Origin of the sequence: Nitrospirillum karajorum, assembly GCF_036348415.1 — a bacterium.
GTDB lineage: Bacteria > Pseudomonadota > Alphaproteobacteria > Azospirillales > Azospirillaceae > Nitrospirillum > Nitrospirillum amazonense_B.
Window position 1 is genome coordinate 1 of sequence record NZ_JAZBQB010000002.1, and the last position, 20833, is coordinate 20833.

At 69.5% G+C, this 20833-nt stretch carries 13 protein-coding genes; all 13 read right to left on the reverse strand.

Annotated elements, in window-relative coordinates:
- Positions 1 to 60: 60 nt before the first annotated feature.
- The gene (tehA, locus tag UCD39_RS07810) at positions 61 to 1053 is read right to left on the reverse strand and encodes a dicarboxylate transporter/tellurite-resistance protein TehA (RefSeq protein WP_330495508.1); all 993 of its coding nucleotides are present in this window, start codon (positions 1051 to 1053) and stop codon (positions 61 to 63) included.
- 106 nt (positions 1054 to 1159) lie between these two features.
- Positions 1160 to 2029, reverse strand: coding sequence for a serine O-acetyltransferase (gene cysE, locus UCD39_RS07815; protein ID WP_330495509.1), 870 nt, complete (start codon positions 2027 to 2029; stop codon positions 1160 to 1162).
- Positions 2030 to 2267: 238 nt separating this feature from the next.
- Complete coding sequence (locus UCD39_RS07820) at positions 2268 to 4568, reverse strand: glycoside hydrolase family 31 protein (RefSeq protein ID WP_330495510.1); 2301 nt, start codon at positions 4566 to 4568, stop codon at positions 2268 to 2270.
- Positions 4569 to 4777: 209 nt separating this feature from the next.
- Positions 4778 to 6871: a phosphocholine-specific phospholipase C gene (locus tag UCD39_RS07825; RefSeq protein WP_330495511.1), complete on the reverse strand. Its 2094-nt coding sequence runs from the start codon at positions 6869 to 6871 to the stop codon at positions 4778 to 4780.
- A gap of 44 nt (positions 6872 to 6915) precedes the next feature.
- On the reverse strand, positions 6916 to 8175 hold the full coding sequence (locus UCD39_RS07830; protein WP_330495512.1) for a histidine-type phosphatase: 1260 nt from the start codon (positions 8173 to 8175) through the stop codon (positions 6916 to 6918).
- Positions 8176 to 8246: 71 nt separating this feature from the next.
- Positions 8247 to 9410, reverse strand: a complete 1164-nt coding sequence (locus UCD39_RS07835) for a hypothetical protein (RefSeq protein WP_330495513.1) — start codon at positions 9408 to 9410, stop codon at positions 8247 to 8249.
- A gap of 2 nt (positions 9411 to 9412) precedes the next feature.
- Positions 9413 to 11386, reverse strand: coding sequence for a TonB-dependent receptor domain-containing protein (locus UCD39_RS07840; protein WP_330496520.1), 1974 nt, complete (start codon positions 11384 to 11386; stop codon positions 9413 to 9415).
- Positions 11365 to 12471, reverse strand: a complete 1107-nt coding sequence (locus tag UCD39_RS07845; RefSeq protein ID WP_330495514.1) for an STN domain-containing protein — start codon at positions 12469 to 12471, stop codon at positions 11365 to 11367. Before UCD39_RS07845 ends, UCD39_RS07840 begins: the two co-directional genes overlap by 22 nt.
- Positions 12440 to 13435, reverse strand: a complete 996-nt coding sequence (locus UCD39_RS07850; protein ID WP_330495515.1) for a FecR family protein — start codon at positions 13433 to 13435, stop codon at positions 12440 to 12442. Before UCD39_RS07850 ends, UCD39_RS07845 begins: the two co-directional genes overlap by 32 nt.
- Complete coding sequence (locus tag UCD39_RS07855) at positions 13432 to 13980, reverse strand: RNA polymerase sigma factor (protein WP_330495516.1); 549 nt, start codon at positions 13978 to 13980, stop codon at positions 13432 to 13434. Before UCD39_RS07855 ends, UCD39_RS07850 begins: the two co-directional genes overlap by 4 nt.
- 159 nt (positions 13981 to 14139) lie before the next feature.
- Positions 14140 to 16929 (reverse strand): TonB-dependent receptor, encoded by a 2790-nt coding sequence (locus tag UCD39_RS07860; protein ID WP_330495517.1) that lies wholly within the window; start codon positions 16927 to 16929, stop codon positions 14140 to 14142.
- Positions 16930 to 17192: 263 nt separating this feature from the next.
- Positions 17193 to 19256 (reverse strand): hypothetical protein, encoded by a 2064-nt coding sequence (locus UCD39_RS07865; protein WP_330495518.1) that lies wholly within the window; start codon positions 19254 to 19256, stop codon positions 17193 to 17195.
- A gap of 58 nt (positions 19257 to 19314) precedes the next feature.
- Entirely contained in the window at positions 19315 to 20832 is a 1518-nt protein-coding gene (locus UCD39_RS07870) for a tryptophan halogenase family protein (RefSeq protein WP_330495519.1), read from the reverse strand.
- Position 20833 lies beyond the last annotated feature (1 nt).

Sequence of the window (20833 nt, forward strand, 5' to 3'; positions counted from 1 at the left end):
CGATGATCGCTCATACACCTTGAACAGGCCGGATATTGGGCGAACCGGATATTCGGTGCGTCAGGGCGCCGTCGCGGGGGCGGCCGGAATGGCGGGAGGTGGGGGCAGCAGGCGTCCTTGAAGGATGCACCAGACCGTGCCGAGCGCCACCACCCCCACCACGCCATTGGCCACGAGGAACAACACCGGGGCCAGGTCCGCCATCAAACCGGTATCGCCCCGCGCCGCCAGGCGTATCGGCGTCGTGGCCAGGGCGGTGGCGCCGAAGGTGAAGGCCCAATAGGCGGGGGTGAACCCGTCCTTGAGAATCCAGGGCAGCAGGCGCGCCAGCACCAGCGCCTGCAGCAGGCCATAGCCAACCAGCAGGCGCGGAAAGACGGGAGGCAAATCGGGTGCCACGCTGATCAGCGCCAGCGCGCCCACCACCGGCGGCGCCAGTTGCACACCCAGGGTGGGGCGCAGCGCGGCCGCCAGGCCGGGCGCGGTCAGCAGGCGGTGCAGCAGCACGGATTCGATGGCCAGCCAGGCGAAGAAGCCGGCGCCGAAAGCCATCTGCCCCGCCTCCCTGTATCCCAGCGCCGCCGCCACGATGCCGGCGACGAAGCTGCCGGCCACCGTCGGCAGGTACAGCACGGCGGTGGTCGTCGCCGGATCGCGGTCCCCCTGCCACAGTCCCCCGGTCCGCCACACCGCGAACAGCAGGGTGAAGACGGCGCCCGGTATATAAAGCGCCAGCGCAACGGGCCGGGAATGGGGCAGGGCGCCGCCCGCCACCAGCATGGTGGCGACCCCGGCCAAGCCGATGAAGCAACACTGCACCGGGTGGTTCACCTCCGCCATGGCCGCCGCGCGGTGATTGACCCACTTGGCGCCGTAGAGCAGCAGCACGATGGCCCATACGGCGCCACCCATCGCCATCAGCGCCTCACCCGCCGCCGCCGGCAGGCCCCAAGCGTCATGGGCGGCGCGCCAGCACCCGCCCAGGCCGGTCAGGCCCAGGACGATGCCGAAGAAGGCGGCGGGGACGGGGGGCAGAAGCGAACGGGCGCGCATGGCGGGTTCCTCGACGGGGCGACGGTCAGGAAGGCAAGCCTGACTGAACGCGGGTGCCCGTCAAGGGAACGCCCGATAATCGCAACAAAGCGAGGCGCGGCGGACGTCAGATCGAGTAGTTGAAGGATGTGTAGGCCAAGTCGCTCAGCGCCTGGTCCAGTTCGCGGGCGGCCTCCCGCCCGGCGTCGTCCACCTTCACCACCTTGGCCGGGATGCCCGCCACGGTGGAATAGGGCTCGGTGGGGCGCAGCACGACGGAGCCGGCGGCCACCCGCGTATAGACCCCGATCTCGATATTGCCCAGGATCTTGGCGCCGGCGCCGATGATGGTGCCCTTGCGCACCTTGGGGTGGCGGTCCGTCATGTCCTTGCCCGTACCGCCCAGCGTCACGTCCTGCAGCAGCGACACGTCATCCTCGATCACCGCCGTCTCGCCCACCACCAGCCCGGTGGCATGGTCGAGGAAGACGCCCTGGCCGATGGTCGCGGCTGGGTGGATGTCGGTCTGGAACACCTCCGACGAGCGGCTTTGCAGGTACAGCGCGAAGTCGCGCGCGCCGTTGATCCACAGCCAGTGGGCCAGGCGATGGGTCTGGATGGCGTGGAAGCCCTTGAAGTACAGGAAGGGTTCGATCAGCCGCTCGCACGCCGGGTCACGGTCCAGCACGGCGGCGATGTCGGCGCGCAGCGCCGGGGCCAGGGTGGTGTCGTCCGCGGCCGCCTGGTTGAAGGTGTCGACGATCAGGGCCTGGGACACCACGTCGTTCTTCAGCCGCGCCGCGATGCGGTGGAACAGCGCCGTCTCGAACGAGGATTGGTTGATGACGGAGTCCAGGAACAGGGGCGCCAGCATGGGGGCGCCCGCCAGGGCGGCCTCCGCCTCCTGCCGGATGCGGTCCCACAGGGTGTCGCCGGTCAGTTGCGCGGCTGCTTTCTCACGGCGCACCAAAGCCAAACGCCCTCCCAGCACCGCCATCGCCACCCTCCGCCCTAATGCATCCCGCGACAGCGAAAGGCTGTGCCCGGAAGCTATTAACCCCCAGCGGGAACGTCAACAATTTGACAATGCTCAACCGAACCGGGCGGTTCCTTGAGCCATGCTCATGAAATGGAAACGGCCACGACGATAGCCGTGGCCGGTCCCAGGGGCGATGACGCCCGTCACAAGGTCCCGCTTACAAGGTCCCCGCTTATAAAGGCCGGGCAGGGCTCGCCTAGCGACCCACGACCTGGACCAGGTCGGCTGGCGCCTTGGCGAAGGGCTCGCGGGCACCTTCGGCCGTCAGCTTTCCCGCCTTGTCGTCCCAGCGCAGGGTGGCGACGCTGCCGCCCTTGCCCTTCTCGTAATCCAGGCTAAGGCCGTCGTCGTCATAGATGGTGGCGCTGCCGTCGCGGCCGGGATAGACCTTCAGGGCCACGATCTTCTGCTTCTCCGCCGTCGATTGCACGTCGGCACCCAGCGGCAGGATGGACCCGGCCCGCACGAACAGGGGGATCTGGTCAATGGGGGATGCCACGGTCACCCACTGGCCGCCGGCCAGCTTCTCGTTGGTCCAGTAGTTGTACCAGTCGGTGCCGGCGGGCAGGTAAACCGGCTTGCTCGTCTGGCCGGCCTCCGTCACCGGCGCCACCAGGAAGGCGGGGCCGAACATGTATTCCGTGCCCATGTCGGCGACATTGGGGTCGTGGGGGAAGTCCATCCACAAGGCCCGCATGAAGGGCACGCCCGTGTCGTAGGTGGCCTTGGCCTGGGCGTAGAGATAGGGGATCAGGGCATAGCGCAGCCGGTCATAGCGGGCCATGATGGCCTCCGCCTCCGCGCCGAAGGCCCAGATTTCCGTATGTTTGCGGTCGCCGTGCAGCCGCAGGGTAGGCAGGAAGGTGCCGTACTGGAACCAGCGGACCATCAGTTCCGGATAGTCATGGTTCTGGCCCACCGTCTCCTCGGCCCCCGCCGGGCTGACCAGAGGCGTGCTGGTATAGCTGGTGGTCTGCGGCAGGTACTGCCAGCCGCCGATGTCGTTGCCCCAATAGGCGATGCCGGACGCCGTCATGTTCAGGCCGGTCGGGATCTGGCGGCGCAGCGCCTCCCACTGCGGGCTGATGTCCGACGACCAGAACAGGGCGCCGGTGCGCTGCGATCCCAGATAGGCGGCGCGCGACAGGATCAGGGGCCGCCGGTTGGGCCGCCAGGCCCGCAGGCCTTGCGCCACCCCCTCGACATGCAGCAGGGGGAAGACGTTGTGGTACCGGTCGCCGGAACCGATGGAATAGAAGAAGCCATCGGGCACAAGGTCCGGCTCGGTCTCGTCCAGCCAGGGATAGTCGAAGCCGTGGCTCAGCACGTTGTCGCGGATATGCTCCCAGAACCACGCGCGGGCGGCGGGGTTGGTGGCGTCGATCAGGGCGCCGGCCCGGTCGGAGCGGAAGGGCAGGCCGTCCACGGTCTTGCCGTCCTCGTCCTTCAGCAGATAGCCCTTGGTGTCCAGCTCGTTGAAATAGCGTCCCGAGGTCTCGAACCGCGGCCAGAGCGAGACGATGGACTGCAGGCCCATGGCGTGCAGGTCCTGGTTCATGGCGTCGGGGTTGGGGAATTCCGCCGGGTTGATGTCCAACTGGCCCATGCGCGTCCAATAGAACCAGTCCAGCACCATGATATCCAGCGGGTACTTCTTTTGCCGGTAGGTCTTGGCCACGCGCAGGATCTCATCCTGGCTGTCATAGCGCGCCTTGGACTGGATCAGGCCGAAGGCGGCCTTGGGCGGGATGGGCGTCTTGCCCGTCAGGCGGGCGTAGGCGCCGTAAATCTCGGCCGGGGTGTCGCCGGTGATGACGAAGAAGCTGACCCGCTCCCCCACGGCGGAGGAGAGGGAGGTGGCGCCGTTGATGCCGGCGCTCAGCACCGTTTCCGCCGGGTTGTCCCAGACGATGGCGTAGCCCTTGGAGCTGACCAGCACCGGCACGCACACGGTTTCACCCCCGGGGGCGTCGTACCAGTGCTTGCAGTCCAGGGTGCGGCCGCGCAGGTCCAGCGGGCCCAGGGACTCCTGGTTTTGGCCCATGCCGTAATAGTGCTCGTCCGCCGGCGCCTTGAAGCTGGCACCCACCTGGTAGGTCTTCTCCCCCGCCACGGTGTGCGGCGCCATGGACCAGCTGGTCATGTCCAGCACCACCTGCCCCCGCGCGTTCTTCACCTGCAGGGTGACGGGCGGCAGCTGGGGCGCGAAGTATTTCTCCATCTGGCTGGGGACATGCGGCGGCTTGGCGGCGTCGACATGCAGGCTCAAAGCGCCGGAGGTGAAGCTGTCGCCGCCCAAGTCACCGTTGTGGCGGAAGCCGGCGTTGTCGGCAGCACCCGGCAGCACGCCATAGCCGGGGCCCTTCAGCGCCTGATCCTTCTCCGCCGCGATGGTGACGCGCACCACGTTGGCGCCGTATCCCTCCACCGAGACATAGGCGCCGTAGCGGTCCAGTACCGCCAGCGGATCAGCCTTCGCCCCCGTCGTGAGGGCCACTGTCAGGGCCCCCGTCAGTGCCAGGGCGGAAACGAAACCAGACAGCGCCGCCCGCGGGAACGGCGCCCTTTTCCTTGAACCCACCATCTTGAGATCCAGTCCTCCGGCTGACGGTGCCAGCCTTATGGTGGCCGGCACCGATCCTCGCGATAAGTATTATAAAAATCCTATTCGCATGCCGGGGCCGTGGATCAAAGCGATAATTGCCCTCAGCCGGCGGCGACGGGGGAGGCGAGGGCCGGGTCGGTGGTGGCCGGCCAGTCCCCGTCCACGCGGCCCGCCAGGCGGCGTTGGACGTGTGCCCCCGTGATCAGCAGGTCGTACCAGCCCAGCGTCGGGCGCAGCGGCCAGCGCATGACGCCGCCCTCCGGCCCCGGCGTCCAAGGACGGTGCTGGTCCTTGTAGGCGGCGGGCTGGACGGTCACGCCGGCGTCCCCGCCCGGGGCGACGGTGACGCGCAGCGCATCGCCCTCAACCGCCCAGCTGAGGCCGGCGGTTCCCATGCGGGTGCCGGTGAAGGCGCGGTGGAAGCCGTTCGGTCCCCGCACCCACAGGTCATAGGCGCCCTCCGGCCCCGTCAGGTGCCAGTCCCCCGACAGGGTGTGGCCAGCCTCCACCGTGTAGCGGCGGGGGATGGCGTCCAGCCGCAGGCGGTCATAGACATGGAACACCGCGCCCTGGCCGGCGCCGGCCACGAAATCCAGGCGGATGGTGCCGGCGGCGGGGTCGACATGGTCGCTCACCTCCAGGGCGTAGCGCAGCCGCCGCGACGGCCGGGTTCCCGCCTCCTGCACCGGATGGGGCGGGGCCACCGGCGTCTCGGGGATGGCCTGGCCGACGATGGCGCGGGCGCGTTCCCGGGTGGGCGCCGTCTCCGGCAGGGTGGGCAGCTTGGCGTTGGGGGTCTTGAAGTCGAAGGCCGTGGTCAGGTCGCCGCACACCGCCCGCCGCCAGGGCGAAATGTTGGGCTCCATCACGCCGAAGCGCTTTTCCATGAAACGGATGATGGAGGTGTGGTCCGCCACCTCCGAATGCACCCAGCCGCCGCGTGACCAGGGGGACAGGATGTAGCAGGGCACGCGCGGCCCCAGGCCATAGGGTCGGCCGCGCAGGTTCAAATCGTCGCCATCGGCGCCGGGGGCCTTCAGGCGGTGATAGTCGTCATCCGTCGCCGCCGTGCTGGCCCCGGCGAAGCCGCCGGGGGCGTCCGGGTCGGGCGACGGCGGGGCCGGTGGCGGCGCATGGTCGAAAAAGCCGTCATTCTCATCGAAGGTGATGAACAGCACCGTGCGCGCCCAGACCTTGGGGTTGGCGGTCAGGGCGTCGATGACCTGGGCGGTGTAGGCCGCCCCCTGCGCCGGGCTGGACGGGCCCGGATGCTCCGACCCCTCTTCCGTGCCGACGACCCAGGAAATCTGGGGCAGCCGGTCGGCCAGCACATCCTCGCGCAGCTTGTCCAGCGCCCGGGTGGACAGGCCCTTGTCCCGCAGCACGGCGCGGGAGCCTGGGTCGCCGCGATAGGCGGCGCGGTATTGCAGGAAATTGGCCAGCGGGTTGTCGCCGAAATTGTCGGCCATGTCCTGGTAATGGCCCCAGCTGACGCCTGCCGCCTCCAGCCGCTCTGGATAGGTCGTCCAGGAAAAGCGCGGGATGCTGGCCGCGTCCGGCTTGGTCAGGTCATCGTCGGGGTTGTCGATGGCCGGACCGCCACCCTTGCCGTGCGGATCGTTGGTGCCGGTCCACAGGAACAGCCGGTTGGTGTTGGTGCCGGTGTGCATGGCGCAGTGATAGGCGTCGCAGATGGTGAACGCCTCCGCCATGGCGAACTGGAAGGGGATGTCCTCCCGCGTGTAGTAGCCCATGGCGCGCTGGGTCTTGGCCTCCGGCCAGTGCGCCATGCGGCCGTTGTCCCAGGCGGCCTGGGCGTTGTTCCACTGGTGCGGCGTGCCCAGCATGCGCATCAGTTCGAAATGCGCCTTGGTCGACAGGTGGAAGGGATTGACGATGCGGGGATGCGGGTCGGTGCGGTCGCGCTGGTCCCACACGGTCATCGGCTGGCCGTCCGGTCCCGGCGGCACCGGGATGGGGAAGCGGTCGCCGAAGCCGCAGACACCGGACAGGGTCCCGAAATAATGGTCGAAGCCCCGGTTTTCCTGCATCAGGACGACGATGTGGGCCACGTCCTCAAGGGTTCCGGTGCGCACATCGGCGGGAATGGCGGCGGCACGGGCCAAGGCCGGCGGCAGGCCGGCCAGGGCGACGCCGCCCAATGCATGGCGAAGAAGCGAACGGCGATCCATCATGATTGGGCGGCTTTCCAGTAAGAGAGACCGTGGGCGGGGGGGCGTCAGCGGGTGACGGACAGTTTGTCCGTCACCGTTTTCACGGGGCACAGCTCGGCGCAGCCCGGCAGGGCCAGGACGGCGCTCCACGGTGGGGTGGCCAGGCTGAGCGGCGTCAGGGTGCGCACCTGGTCCGGGGTCTGGGCGACATAGGCGACGCGGACCAGGGCCTGGCCAGTGGCATCCCGCCACAGTTCCAGGCGCAGGCCGCCGCCCACGGGCGGGTCGTCCTCGCCATAGCCCTGAACCTGGAAATGGACGCCCAGCAGGCCGGAGATGGCGGCGATGTTGTCGTCATGGCCCACCAGCAGGGTGACGGGCGGCTGGCCGGCGCCGGTCAGCGCCTGGACCATGCGCGGGGCCAGCGCCACCGCCTTGCGCGGCGCCATGTAGGCGTTGCGGGCGAAGACGTCGAACTGTAGCCCGTGCAGGCGGGAGATTTGGGCCAGCGCGTCACGCAGCCCCTGGCCGTCGCCCAGCCGGCCCCAGGCGACCTGGCTGGCCGGCAGGCCTTCCAGGTACTGCAGGATGAAGATCTGGGCGGCGCCGGCCGTCTGCGCGACGGGGCCGCGCAGATCCACACCCCGGTTGTCGGCGCTGGGGGTGATGGTGGTGCGCATCTGCACCAGGTCGCACGCCGGGGTGGCGCGGTCGCAGCCCAAGCCCCGCGCCGTCAGCGTGATGGCGGGCACCAGATAGGTCGAGGCGTTGCGCACATCGCCCATTTCCGGCTCCATCGCCGCCACGGCGGCTTTGGCGTCAACGGTGGCGGCCCCCGCCTCGAACGGGTCGAACAGCGGGTCCAGCGTACCCGGCGGCTTGTGGCCGATGTCCAGGGCGCAGTCGGGCGCCAGGCCCTTGGCCATGGCCTCGCCCGTGCGGATGGTGCGCTCCGCCGAATTGGTCCATATGGCCACCTGGCCCTCGGCTGGGCAGCCCTGGGCCGGCAGCAGGCCGTTGGCGGCCAGCCATTGCCGCTGATAGGCGCCCATCAGGGTGGCGGCGGCGGCGCCATGGGGCGTCAGCAGGCTGGGTGCCACCGGCCAGGCGGCCCAGTCGCCCTGGGCCAGGCCGGGGGCCGCCTCGGTGTCCAGCGGCGCCCGCACGCCATGGCGCACCAGCATCACCACGCGCTCCAGCCGCAGGGGCTGGCCGTTGGCGGCGTGGGGCGCGGCGGTGGCATCGGCCGGCAGGTTGGCCTGGGCGGCGGGGGCGGCGGCCGTCAGCAGCAGGCCGGCCAGGAATAGGGAAGCGAGGCGGGTCACGGGCTTCTTTCCGGTTGTGATCCTAGGGGGGACCAAGGTGGGGACCAGGGTGGGAATGAGGGGGTGGGGCATCAGAACACCCCTTGGGCGCGCAGCTGGGTCAGCGTCTGGGCCAGGGCGTCCAGTCCGCCCGTGGCCGCCAGGGATTGGATACGGGCCGCCCCCAGACGGGCCAGTACCGGATGGCGGTATCCCCAGGCGTAACGGGCGGGATCGGTGGCATCAATGCCGAAGCGCGGGGCCAATTGGCGCAGCAGCGCATCGGCATCCTCGATGGCTGGCTCGGCATAGACCCAGTTATGGTCAGATTGAGCGTGGATCAGGCAGGCGGACCACCAGCGGGGCACGTTGCCCACACCGGGCAGGGTCAGGCCACCTTGCGTGGTGGGCACCAGATATCCGGCCTCCACCGGATCGACGCGGGCGATGATGGCGGCGGCGCGCAACCAATGGACCAGCCGTTCCGGCTTGCCGCGCTCCGGCGCCTGGTGGGCGCAGGCCTGGACGATGACCAGATCGGCGGGCAGGTGGCGGGCCATGGCCTCCGCCAGGCCCAGGATGTGGTGGGCCCCGGTACGGAAATCGCCCTCCGGTCCGTGGCCGCCCAGGGAAATCTCCGGCGGCAGGCCGCCATCGGCGCGCCAGACGAACAGCAGGGCCTTGGCCCAGTCGTGCCACAGGGGGGCGACGGTGATCAGATCGTCCTGGCCGTCCAGGTCCACCCCCTCAAGGGTGCGGTAGGCGGCGGCGAAGTCCTGGGCGCTCCGGGCGTTGAACGCCTCATGCACGGGCAGGCCGCCCGGCCAGGAATGATGGCTGCCGGCATTGCCGCCGGGGGCGGCGGCGAACGGCTGGGGCAGGTGGGGGCAGGGGCCGTCATCGTCCGGCAAGGCGGGGAACAGCCCCGCCATCAAACCGCCGGGCAGAGTGGTGGTGTCGGCGGGATCGGCCAGGCCCTCCGCCACCAGCCGGTCGATGATGGCCTGGCGTCCCGCGGCATCCAGGTTGGCGCGATGGGCGACACAGGTGGCGGGATCGAACAGGGCGTCCTGGGTCGCCGCCTTGATCGCCGGATCGTGGATCGCGTCCACATCACTCCGTAGCCGGACCAGCGCGTCCTGGGTGAGGGGGGAGGCGTCGGCGATGGCGGCGGGGTTGGCGGGGGCGGCTAAGGCGGGCGGGGCCAGCAGCAGGGCGGTGGCCAAAAGGGACTGGCGAAGGACGGAACGCGACATCGTCAGAATTCCTGCTGAAGGCTGAGTTCAAAGCTGCGGCCGGCGCTGATGGTCTGCACCACCGCGTCGCCGTGGCGGCCCACGCTGGTGCGATAGGCCAGGGCATCGCCCAGGTTGCGCACCGTCAACCGGGCGCTCAAACCCCCGCCGGCGTCGTAGCCCGCGCTGACGTCCAGCCGCCGCGTCGGATGCACCCAGGTGTCCAGGGCGCTGCCGGCCATGGTCGTTCCGCCCCCGGAAACAAAGGCGGTGCCATAGGATTGCACGTAGTCGTCGGCCCAGCGGTAATCCATCGCCAGGTGCAGGGGCCCCCGGTCGTACCGCAGCTGCACCCCGGCCAGCCAGCGGGGCGCGTACTGCACCCGCTCCACCGCGTTCAGGTCGGCGTTGTTGAGGCGCACCGATGTCGTTTCCCAGCTGAGGGTGCCCGCCAGGCGGAAGTCGCTCAGGGCGTCGGCCACGGCCGCCAGCCCCTGGTCCAGCGACAGTTCCGCCCCCGTCAGCCGGGCGGTGCCGCCGTTGGTGGGGATGCTGAGCCGCACCTGCGCGTCACTGGTGGCGGCCCCGGCGGCCAGGTTGCCGCCGGCGTCGTACAGGTAGTTCTTAAGCCGCTTGTGGAAGACCGCCAATTCCAGCCGGCCGTCCTCGCCCGTGGCTTGACCCGTCCAGGCCCAGGCCCCCGACAGGTCGAAGTTCAGCCCGTCCACCGCCTTCAGGTCGGGGTTGCCCCGGGTGATGGTGAGCACACCGTCGCTGTCCTGCGTGGCGGTGGCGTTGCCGGCCAGCTGGTACGGGGACGGGGCCGTCTGGCTGGTCCACACGGCGGCGCGGTAGGTCAGCTGCGGGTCCGGCTGCCATTTGGCCTGTACGCGGGGCAGCAGGGCGGTGAACTGGCTGTTGCTGTCGTTCCAGCCGTAATGGACGCCGCCCGCCGGCGTGCCGTTGCCACCGGACAGCCAATAGCGGTTGGTCAGGTCGGAGAATTCGGCGCGGAAGCCGGGCAGCAGCACGAAATCATCCCAGGTCAGGCGGACCTGGCTGTAGGCGGCCACCCGCCGCTCCCCACCGCTCAGCGTGTTGCCGTTCCAGGCGTCGGCGGTCCAGGTGGCGTTCCCGTCCCGCTGGCGGTAAAGCTGCGCCAGCCGGTCGGCGTTGATCAGGGGGAAGGTGAAATCGTAGATGCCGGCCAGGGGGGCCGTCAGGGTGCCGGCGCGCAGGCCCGCCGCCGCCAGGCTGGCCACCGTGCTGCCGGCTTCCACCGCCCCCTGGCCGCCGACCAACTGGCCCTCCTGGTCCCGGCGGTAACTGTCGCGCTGGCTGTCGGTGATCTTGACCCCGGCTTCCAGCGTGGCGTCGGCGGACAGGGGCAGCTTGCCATCCAAGGCGCCGCCGATCCGGTCCTGGCGGCTGGACAGGCTGGTGATTTGGCCCCGGTTGGAAACGGGCAGGTTCTCCACGCTATCGGCCATGGCCAGGGCGGCGGACGGCCCCGCCACCACGGGATATCCGTCCTGGCGCCGCAGGCTCAGGCCCTGGTTCACCGTGGTGGCCACCGGGTTCCAGAATGACATCTCGATATGCTGGGGCCGGCCGTTCTCTCCCCAGGTGTAGAACAGGCGGGGCGCCAGGGTCAGGGCGCCGGCGTGCCAGTCCGCCCCGACCTGCGCCGTTCCCAGGGTCGCCGTATCTGGATTGGTCTCGAACCAGTAATGCACCTGGGTCTTGACGCTGCGGTTCTCATAAAGGCCGTTGCCCAGCGCCACGCGGGAGATGAAGCTGGGGTCCCGCCCGCCCTGGAAGCCCATTTGGTAGACTTCCTGGTCCGTGTCGGCGGTGGCGACCGTGACGTGGGCGAAGGCGTGGAAGGTGTCGCTGGGCTGCCAGTCGCCGGCCAGGCTGCCGCCCCAGCGCCGCGTTTCGCCTTCCGAATATTGCACGTTCAGCGAGGTGGCCATCAGGTCGCGCGCCGGGTCCATTCCGGCGGGGGGCTTGCCGCTGGCGTCGACCAGGCGGTACTCGAATTGCGTCGTCTGATAGGACTGTTCCACGCTGGCGAAGCGGTTGCGGCCGTAATAGCCGGTGACCGACAGCCCCAGCGTATGGTCCCGGCCGAACTGCCGGGCGATATCGGCGATGGCCATGCCGCCGCTGGACGGACGTCCCAGGCTGGCGGACCGCTCATCCAGGTTGCCCTGGACCAGCAGGCGGGTATGCTCCCCCCTTCCAGGGCCGAGGCCAGGCGCAAGTCGAACTGGCCGGCGGTGGCGTCGCCGTCGTCGTGGGCGTCCGGCGTTTTGGTCAGTTCCACACCGTCCATGGCCAGCGGCGGCAGCAGGCTCAATTGCACGGCACGGCTGTAGGGCATGCTTTGCGCCACCGAGACCCCGTCCAGGCGCGTGACGGCATAGGCGCTGTCCAGCCCGCGCACGGCGGCGAACTGGCCCTCCCCGCGCGCGGCCCGGTCGATGCCGCCCAAGTCTCCTTGCAGGGACGTGACCAGCACGTTCACCCCGGCCAGGCGGCCCAGCCCTTCCGCCAGGGTGCGGTCCGCCCGCTCCCGCAATTCGGCCGCCGTCAGGCTGTCTGTCAGGGCGGTGGCGGTGATTTCGCCGGGCGGCGTGTCGTGATGGGCGGCGCGGACGATCAGCACCTCCGGCAACTGACCGGGTGCCGGCGCCACGGCCGGGATGGCGACGGTCGCGGGAACCGGCGCCCGCTCCAGCTCGATGGCCCCGCCGTCGCCCAGGCGATAGCGTAAATGGCACCCTGAGATCAGATGGGCCAGCGCCGCCTCGAAATCGGTTTCACCCGACAGCGGCGCCGTGCGACAGCCGCGCACCAGCTCCGGCCGGAACAGCACGTCCCGGCCCGACTGCCGTGCCAGCTCCAGCAGCGCGCTGCCCAGGGGTTGCTCCGTAATGGTATAGGCGGCGTGCGCCGCCGCCGGGGCGGTGGCCACCATTCCGGTCAGGCCGGGCAGCAGGGCGCACGACACCGCCAGCCGGCGGTGTCCTGGCCTGCGCGAGGGGTCACCGCCGGCGGCCAATCCGGTAATCCCCATTGGCGTCCTGCCGCCAGGTGATGGGATGCAGGCGGGCCAGGGCCGCCAAAAAACCGGCGATGTCGTCGGCGCGGTAGCTGCCGCTGACGCGGATCGCGCCCAGGGCGGGATCATCCAGGCGCAGCACGATGCCCGTGCGGGCCGCCACCTCCGGCACCACCTGCGCCAGGGGCACGTCGTCGAACAGCAGGCGGCCGTCCTGGCGCGCCGCCACCTGGGCCAGGTTGGCCTTGCCCAGGCGCACCGGACCCTGGCCGTCCTGGTCCACCTGCTGGCCGGGGCTCAGGTTCAACAGCACGCGGCCGCTGTCCCGGTCGCGGATTTCCGCGGCACCCTCCAGCAGGATGGCGCGCACCTGGGTGCCGTGGGACGACACGGTGAAGCGCGTGCCCAGGTCGCGCACCTCCAGCCCCCCGGCCAGGACGTGGAAGGGCCGCAGCCTCTCATGCGTCACCTGGAATTCGGCCTCGCCCTGGGCCAGGTCCACGCGACGGCTCAGCGGGTCGATGCGCACATGCAGGTGGGTGGAACCACCCAGGCGCATCACCGTGCCGTCGGACAGCGTCACCTGCGGATGGTCGTGGGCGGCGGTGACATAGTCGGCCTCGCTGACCGCGCCGTTCCACAGCCAGACCAGCGCCAGGGCCATGGCGGTGGCCAGGCCCGCCAGCGGCGGCAGCCAGACGGCGCGGCGCCAGGACCGGTGCGGGCGCGTCTGGTCGTCGGCCAGGCGCAGGCCCCGGGCGCGGGTCAGGTCCGGCCGCAGCGCGCCCTTGTCGGTGATGGCGCCGCTGGCCGTCCAGGCGCGTGTCACCAGGTCCATGGCGGCGGTGTGGCGGGGGTCGGTTTCCAGCCAGGCGCGGAAGGTCCGCTGGCCCTCGGCGCCCAGGTCCCCGTTGTGTATGCGCCGCAGCCAGGCGGCGGCGTTTTCCAGTATGGCTTGGTCCTGATCGGTGGGGGTCAACGCGACGGCTCCACCAACGTCCGGGCCAGATGGGCCAGGACACGTTCGATTTGACGGGACACCGTTTTGACCTCAAGACCCAGGCGGCCGGCCACCTCCCGGTGGCTCAGCCCGTCGACCCGCACCAGCAGGAAGGCGTGGCGCGCCAGCGGGTCCACGTCGCGCAGCGCCGCCTCCAGGCAGGCCAGTTCCTGCCGGAACATCAGGGTGCGTTCGGGCGTCGCGGCGCCATCGTCCACCAGCTCCGCCACCTCCTCCAGGCCGTCATGGGCGTCCTGGTGGCGGGCGGTGTTGCGGCGGAAGCGGTCGATCAGCAGATTGTTGGCCACGCGCAGCAGAAAAGCGCGCCAGTTGTCCACGCCCCGGTCCGGGGCGGCAGACAGCGCGCGCAGATAAACGTCCTGGACATAATCGTCCACGTCCTGCGCCTGCCGGACGCGGCGGGCGAAATATCCCCGCAGCGCCGATTGGTGAGCCTCCAGCTCCGCGCTGTCGAATACTGACGGCGGCGTGCTGTCGGTCCTGGCATCGGCCTGGCTATCCATTTTTCCCCTCGGCCGCTGTGCTGGCGCGGACAAGGTCATAGCGGCGGCAGGCTTCAGTTTTATGATAGAGGGCTGCGCCATGTGCAGGCTCCCGATGACGGGGACGCGGGGGTTAAAAAGGGGTGGGACCATGGGCCCCACCCCCGGTAGCAGACTATATCAGTAGGTATACTTCACGGTCATCAGCGCGGTGGTGCCGCTGTCGACGATGTTCGACAGCGTCAGGCTGTTGTGCCCGATGTGGGACCAGTAGGTGTAGTCGCCGGTCAGGTTGGAAACGGAGCCGTCGACGGAGACGCCGTTGTCGAACTTGTAGCCGACGTGCAGGTCCAGGCGGTTGGTCGGCCGGACCCACAGGTTATCCCAGCTGCCGCCCTGGCCAAGGTAATCGTAATAGGCCAGGTAGGAACCGGTGTGGTTGTAGGTGACGTCAGCGGAGAAGCCGCCCACGGCGTAGGACAGGGTGGCGTTGGCCAGCCAGCCCGGGGCGTTCTGGATGGGCTGGTCGGCGTCCAGGCCCTTGATGCCCGTGTCGACCATCGACCACTGGCGGGTCAGGTTACCGCCGATGCTGAAGCCCGACAGCCAGCCGGTCAGGATGGTGTCGAACTTCTGCCGGAAGGCCAGCTCGATGCCGTAAACGTCGCCGTTGCCACCGTTCTTGGGCTGGCTGATGCTGACCAGGTTGCTGGTGGTGCTGAACGGGTTGACCAGGGACGAGCCGTTGTCGAACAGGTAGTTCGACAGACGCTTGTAATAGACGGCGGTGGAGGCCATGCCGCCCTGGCTGTTGTGCCATTCGCCCGACATGTCCAGGTTGGTGGACTCGATGGGCTTCAGGTTGGGGTTGCCCTGGGTGATGGTCTTGACGCCCGTGTCGGCGCTGATGGACACGGAGGAGGAGGCGCCCAGCTGCACCAGGGCCGGCCGGGTGTAGGACTGGCTGACCGACGCGCGGTAGACGGTGTCGTTGTCCGGGCGCCAGTTCACCAGCACGCTGGGCAGCGGCTCGTTGTAGGTGGTGCTGCTGTTTTCCCAATGGCCGACGGTCTTGCCGCTGCTGTCCAGCTGCCAGAAGGTGTTGTGGATGTCCGTGTGCTCGAACCGGATGCCGGGGATGACCTCCACCTGGCCGAACTGCAGGTCGCCCATGACATAGGCCGACGTCACCTGCTCACGCCCCTTCAGGGTGTTGCAGTTCATGTTGTCGACGTAGTTGCCGTTGCAGGTGTCGAAGCTGCTGGCCGTCTGCAGCTTGTAGAAATAGTCCAGCAGGGTCTGCTGGTTCACCTTGGGCACCGACCAGTTGTAGCGGCCGGGGTAGACCGAGGAATAATAGCCGTTGGCGATGCCCAGGCTGGACCAGGTGCTGTTGGGGTAGCCCAAGGCCGAGAAATAGGGGTTGGTCCAGTCGCGGTTGGTGACCGCGCGGTCGCTTTCCACGAACTTCACGCCCGCCTTGATGAAGGACAGCGGGCCGTTGTCCGCCATGTCGTACTGGCCGTCCACCTTGGCGCCGTACTTGTCCTGGTGGCTGCCCTGCTGGGTCAGCTGGCCGGCGCGGCGGGCCCAGAGGGCGGTGGCGGAGTTGTTCAGGGCGTCATACATGCCGGGGCTGAACACCGGCACCGGATAGCCGTCGTTGCTCCCCATGCCGGCGATGCCGCTGGGGAAGCGGGCGCTGCTGCTGTACTGGTCGTTGCGGGCCGACGCCTCGATGTGGTTGGGGCGGTCGTTGTTGGCGGCGCTGAAGAACACGGTGGGCGTCAGCGTCAGGTTGCCCAGCTTCTTCTCACCGCCCAGCTGAATGGTGGACAGGTCAGCGCGCTCCGGGTTGGTCTCATACCAGACGGAGGTGCGGTACTTGTCCACGCTCAGGCCGTACAGGCCGCTGGCCAGTTGGTTCCAGCTCTTGTTGGTGCTGATGATCTGGCTCAGCGTGCTGTTCTGCACCGCGTTCTCGCGGGCGAAGGAGCCGCGCAGGAAGATGGCGGTGGTGTCGTCCGGACGCCAATCCAGCGACAGGTTGCCGCCGTAACGTTCCGTGCTGCCGTCCGACACGCCGACGCTGATGCCGGTCTGGCGCAGGTTGGACGTCGGGTCCGTGCCGGCCGGGTTGGTCGCGCCGTTGCTGGTGCTGCTGACGGCGAAGCCCCAGCCGCCATCGTTATGGGCGGCGTCGACGCCGGCCATCTCGCTGTTGGTGAAGTGGCGCTTGTCGTAATAGCCGCTGACATAGACGCCGAACTGGCGGTCGCGGCCGAACTGGCTGGCGATCTCGGCGGCGGTGTTGCCGCCCAGGCCGGTCTCGCCATAGTCGCGGGCGCGGCTTTCCAGGCGGGCGCCGCCCTGCACGCTGATGTGCAGCGGGTTGGTGAAGTCGAAGGCCGTGGGGGTGCGGAAGTCGACGGTGCCGGAGATGGCGTCGCCGCTCATGGACGCGTCCAGCGTCTTGTTCACGACGATGGTCTGCAGGCCGGAAGGCGGCAGCAGGTCCAGCTGGACGCTACGGCTGTAGGGCAGGCCCTGGGCCACTTCCACGCCGTTCATCAGGTCGACGGCGAATTCGGAGTTCATGCCGCGGATGGCCACCAGCATGCCTTCGCCGCGCGAGGCGCCGTCGATGCCGCCGGCCACCGACTGCCCGGTGTTGCTGACGGTCACGCCGGGCAGCAGGCCCAGGGCCTCGGCCACGTTATGAACGGCGGTGTGTTCCAGTTCGGTCGCCGACATGATGTCGACGGTGTTGGACGCCCGCAGCTTGCCGCTGTCGGCCTGCTCGCGGTTGGCGAACACCAGGATTTCCTCCAGCGTTCCGTCCGTGCTGGCCGTGGTCGCGTCTTTGGCGGTGGCGGCGGTGGCTTCGGCGGCATGGATGGTCGGTGCGGCCAGCAGGGCGCCCGCCATGGCGCCGCAGAGCAGGACGTCCTTGAGCATCGTGTGTCGCATAGTCTTCTTTCGGCTCCCTTTTGGACGCCCCCGGCGGGCGCCCCTAAAAGCCAAGACGCGGCACACGGCAAGATTCCGGCCTGTCATGGAACTTTAGTAATTTTGGTTTCGTTATTCGGCGCGGGCCTTCCTCCTTTTGACCTCGACATGTCTGGCAATTGCCGGGAAGCTGAACGGCAGGACGCAACTCCTAAGCGCTTGGGTTTTGATGGGATTGGATATGCCCTCCCGCTCCCGCTGAGTGGATAGGGTTTGGTTCTGGCTCAGCGCGCGCCCTTCGGCGGCCGCACGGCCAGGAAGACGGTGCTCCACAGTTGGGCGGCGTTGGACTCGTCGGCGTCGCCGCCGGCAGCACCATAGGGGGCGACGACGTAGTGGCCGTCGTGGAAGTCCCAGGACCACAGCTCCGAACTCTGCACGCTGCGGGTCGCGGTGATGGCCTGCCACAGGGCCGCCTGCAGGCGGGTCAGCTTGTCCCGCGTCGCGGGCGGAAGGTCGGTGCGGGACCGCTGCCGGGCCAGGCCGGCGGCGGTCAGGGCCTGCTGCCAGGACCACACCACCGTGCCGTGATAGGCGGTGCGCGGGAACAGGTCCTGCACCGCCGCCGGGGCGTAGGCCGGGTTGGCCACCAGCATGCCGATGCCGGTCATCAGGCCGGCGGGGAAGGGGCGGCTGGCTGCGTCCACGGCGGCGTCCAGGGCCTGGGGTGCCGGGTGACCGAACAGCAGGTCGAAGCCCTCGTCGGAATGCAGCACGGGCACCGGCTGGCCCGCCGCGTCCAGTGATAGGGCATGGAAGTGCACCGGGCCGTCCGGCAGACTGGCCAGGGCGGTGTCGGCGGGCACGCCCGCCTTGGCGGCGTAGGCGGCCACGGCCCGCCGCGCCTCGGCCGCTGGCACGGTCACGTCGAACAGGGCGGGGGCCTTGGCCCGCCACACCTTGGCCAGGTCGGCGGCCTTGGCCAGCTCCGCCCGGGAGGTTGCGTCCAGCCAGGGGTCCAGCAGCTTGGCCCGCAGCAGGGCGTCCGTCGCCTCCAGCGCCGCAGGGATCAGGATGGCGTTGACGTCATAGGGATAGACGCCGCCGCCCAGGCCAGTGTTGCTGTCACGCCATTCCCCCACCGGCACGCCGGGCTTAAGCCGCACCAGGGTGTTGATCTCCGGTGCCGCGGCGAACGGCGCCGCCTGGGCGACCACATGGCGCAGGTTGCGCACCAGGGCCGCACCCGCCGCCGCCTCCAAGCCGGAGCGGCCATCGGGATTTGTCAGGGCAGGACCGGCCAGGAAGTCCCGGGCGGTGGCGCGGCCGCGCGCGTCGTCCACCAGCCAGGCGCGGGCCACCGGCGCCAGCAGGAAATCGCTATCCACCATCTTGTAGTCGTAGACCGGCGCGTCCGACAGGGTGCCGTTCGTCTTTAGATGGTCCAGGATGGCGAATTCGCCGATGTCCTCCTCATGCGCCACCTCGCCGCCGGGCGACAGCCGGGCCAGGACGGAGCGCAGGCCCGCCGCCACCGCGTCCGGCTGTAAGGCCGGCATCAACAGCATCACGGACATCAGCGTATCGCGCCCGAAATAGGTGTCGAACCGCCAGGACCCGGCCAGCAGCTTTTCCCGATAACTGAGGAAGGTCAGGGCGTCGCGGGCGCCTGGCTGGGCCACCGCCTGGGCGGTCAATAGCTGATCGCCCGCCAGTGGGGTCAGTGGGGTTTCGCCCGTCAGCGCCATGACGCGCAGGCCGATGGTGCCGTCGGCGCCGGCTCTCAGCACGCCGTCCGCCAAACGGCCACGCGTGACGGTGACCATCAGGCGATAGCCGGGCTCGCCGTCCAGCCGGTCGCGCGCCCAGTCCAGCGTGTCCTGGGTGCGGGTAGGCGATACCTCGACCTGCGCCGGCAGGGTGTGCAGCGCCTCATAATCGCGCAGCACCCGGATGCTGGACAGCACGCCCTGGCGGGGCACCGCGCTGTCGGCCTTCAGCGTGGCGTCGAACACGATGCCGCGTAGGGGGCGGCCCCGGCTTTCCGTCGTGGTGATGGGGCGGGGCCCCCCGTCGATGGTCCACTGCGCATCATCCTGCGTCTCCAGCCACAGGCCCACGCCGCTGTTGCCGGCGGGGAAGGCCACCAGGATGCGGGCGTCTTTGCCCGACCGCAGCAGCAGGTGCGCCGCCACCGCGCCCTCCCGCACGAAGGCGTTGAGGTTGCGCCCTTCCGTCAGGCTGTAGGACAGCGCTGGCTTCGTGGCTGTGTCGGCGAAGCATGCCGGGGGCCAGGCCAGCGTCAGGGCCAGTGCGGAACTGAGGACAAGGTGGGGGAGGCGCGGCATGGGCAAAGGTCCTGCGCGAAGGTGATGGAGGTGGGGTAGGGGAACGCGGTGACGCGGGCTAGGCCGGCGCCATGACGCGGCGGAGGTACGCGTCATGGCTGGGCAGCGTGGCCACGGCCTTGGCCATCTGGTCCCGCAGGTGCTGCAGGTAGGTGACGTTTTCGGCCGCTGGCAGGGTGTCCAGCAGCGGGTTGTAATCGGCGGCCCGCAGGCCCTGGCCCATCATGACGGCGAACCAGCTGGCGTCGCGGAACAACTCATCGGTCGACAGCACGATGCGGCCGGTGCGGGTGAAGTGCCGTTCCTTCCAGGTCAGGCCCTCCGGCACGGCCATGGCCTGGCAGTGGCGCCACAGCGGTTCCTCCCGGCCTTGGGTGCGGCGGTAGTGCAGCACCAGGAAGTCGCGCACGGACTCCATGTCGGTGGCGAAGACACGGTTGAATTGGCCCGCCGTCTCCTCCGGGCATTCCCGGCTGGGGAACAGGGACAGCAGCTTGGCGATGCCGCTCTGGATCAGGTGGATGGAGGTGGACTCCAAGGGCTCCAGGAAGCCGCTGGACAGGCCGATGGCCACCACGTTCTTGACCCAGGCCTGCCGCCGGCGTCCCGTCTGGAAACGGACCAGGCGCGGCTCCGCCAGGGCCGGGCCGTCCAGATTGGCCATCAGGGCGTGGGCCGCCGCGTCGTCGCTGGCGACCTGGCTGCTGTAGACCATGCCGTTGCCGGTGCGGTGCTGCAGCGGAATGCGCCACTGCCAACCGAAGGCGTGGGCGGTGGCGCGGGTGTAGGGAAGGGTGTCGGCCACCCGCTCGCACGGCACGGCCAGGGCGCGGTCGCAGGGCAGCCAGTGCGACCAGTCCTCGAACCCGCTTTCCATGACGCCGCCGATCAACAGGGCGCGTAGGCCGGAACAATCGACAAACAGGTCACCGGCGAGGACATCGCCCCGGTGGGTGGTCAGGTGGGTGACGAAGCCGGTTTCCGGGTGCCGCTCGATCCGCTCCACCTTGCCCTCGACGCGCTTAACCCCGCGGGCTTCCGCCAACTGGCGTAGATGGGCGGCGTAGAGGCCGGCGTCGAAATGGTAGGCATGGCCCAGGGTGGAGAAGAGGGAATTGGGGTCGGGGGCGGGCGGGCCGAACTTGCCCATCCGGGCCGCCAGCGTCGCCAGGGAATACTCCTCGTGGCTGTGGGGCAGGCCGTCCTGGCGGGCCCGGATCCAGCGGTGGACGAACATCTGGGCGTCGGCCGGCCCGCCATAGCGCCCGAAGGGATGGAAATAGCGGCTGGGATTCCCACCCGAGGTCCCGTTCCAGCCGACGAACTCGATACCCAGTTTGAAGGTGGCCATGGTTTCGCGCAGGAACCGCGCCTCATCCAGGCCGATCAGATTGTTGAACCAGTGGATGGTGGGGATGGTGGCCTCCCCCACGCCGATGATGCCGATCTCCTCGGACTCGATCAGCGTCACCTCGAACTGCGGCGGCGTGTTCACCTTGGCCAAGGCCGCCGCCGTCATCCATCCGGCGGTGCCCCCGCCCAGGATGACGACCTTTCGGATCCGTCGGTCTGACACG

Excerpts from the sequence above, each read along its gene's own strand:
- tehA (WP_330495508.1), bottom strand. The coding sequence starts at position 1,053 with ATGCGCGCCCGTTCGCTTCTGCCCCCCGTCCCCGCCGCCTTCTTCGGC.
- cysE (WP_330495509.1), bottom strand. The coding sequence starts at position 2,029 with ATGGCGGTGCTGGGAGGGCGTTTGGCTTTGGTGCGCCGTGAGAAAGCA.
- UCD39_RS07825 (WP_330495511.1), bottom strand. The coding sequence starts at position 6,871 with ATGATGGATCGCCGTTCGCTTCTTCGCCATGCATTGGGCGGCGTCGCC.
- UCD39_RS07835 (WP_330495513.1), bottom strand. The coding sequence starts at position 9,410 with ATGTCGCGTTCCGTCCTTCGCCAGTCCCTTTTGGCCACCGCCCTGCTG.
- UCD39_RS07840 (WP_330496520.1), bottom strand. The coding sequence starts at position 11,386 with ATGGACCCGGCGCGCGACCTGATGGCCACCTCGCTGAACGTGCAATAT.
- UCD39_RS07845 (WP_330495514.1), bottom strand. The coding sequence starts at position 12,471 with ATGGGGATTACCGGATTGGCCGCCGGCGGTGACCCCTCGCGCAGGCCA.
- UCD39_RS07855 (WP_330495516.1), bottom strand. The coding sequence starts at position 13,980 with ATGGATAGCCAGGCCGATGCCAGGACCGACAGCACGCCGCCGTCAGTA.
- UCD39_RS07860 (WP_330495517.1), bottom strand. The coding sequence starts at position 16,929 with ATGCGACACACGATGCTCAAGGACGTCCTGCTCTGCGGCGCCATGGCG.
- UCD39_RS07865 (WP_330495518.1), bottom strand. The coding sequence starts at position 19,256 with ATGCCGCGCCTCCCCCACCTTGTCCTCAGTTCCGCACTGGCCCTGACG.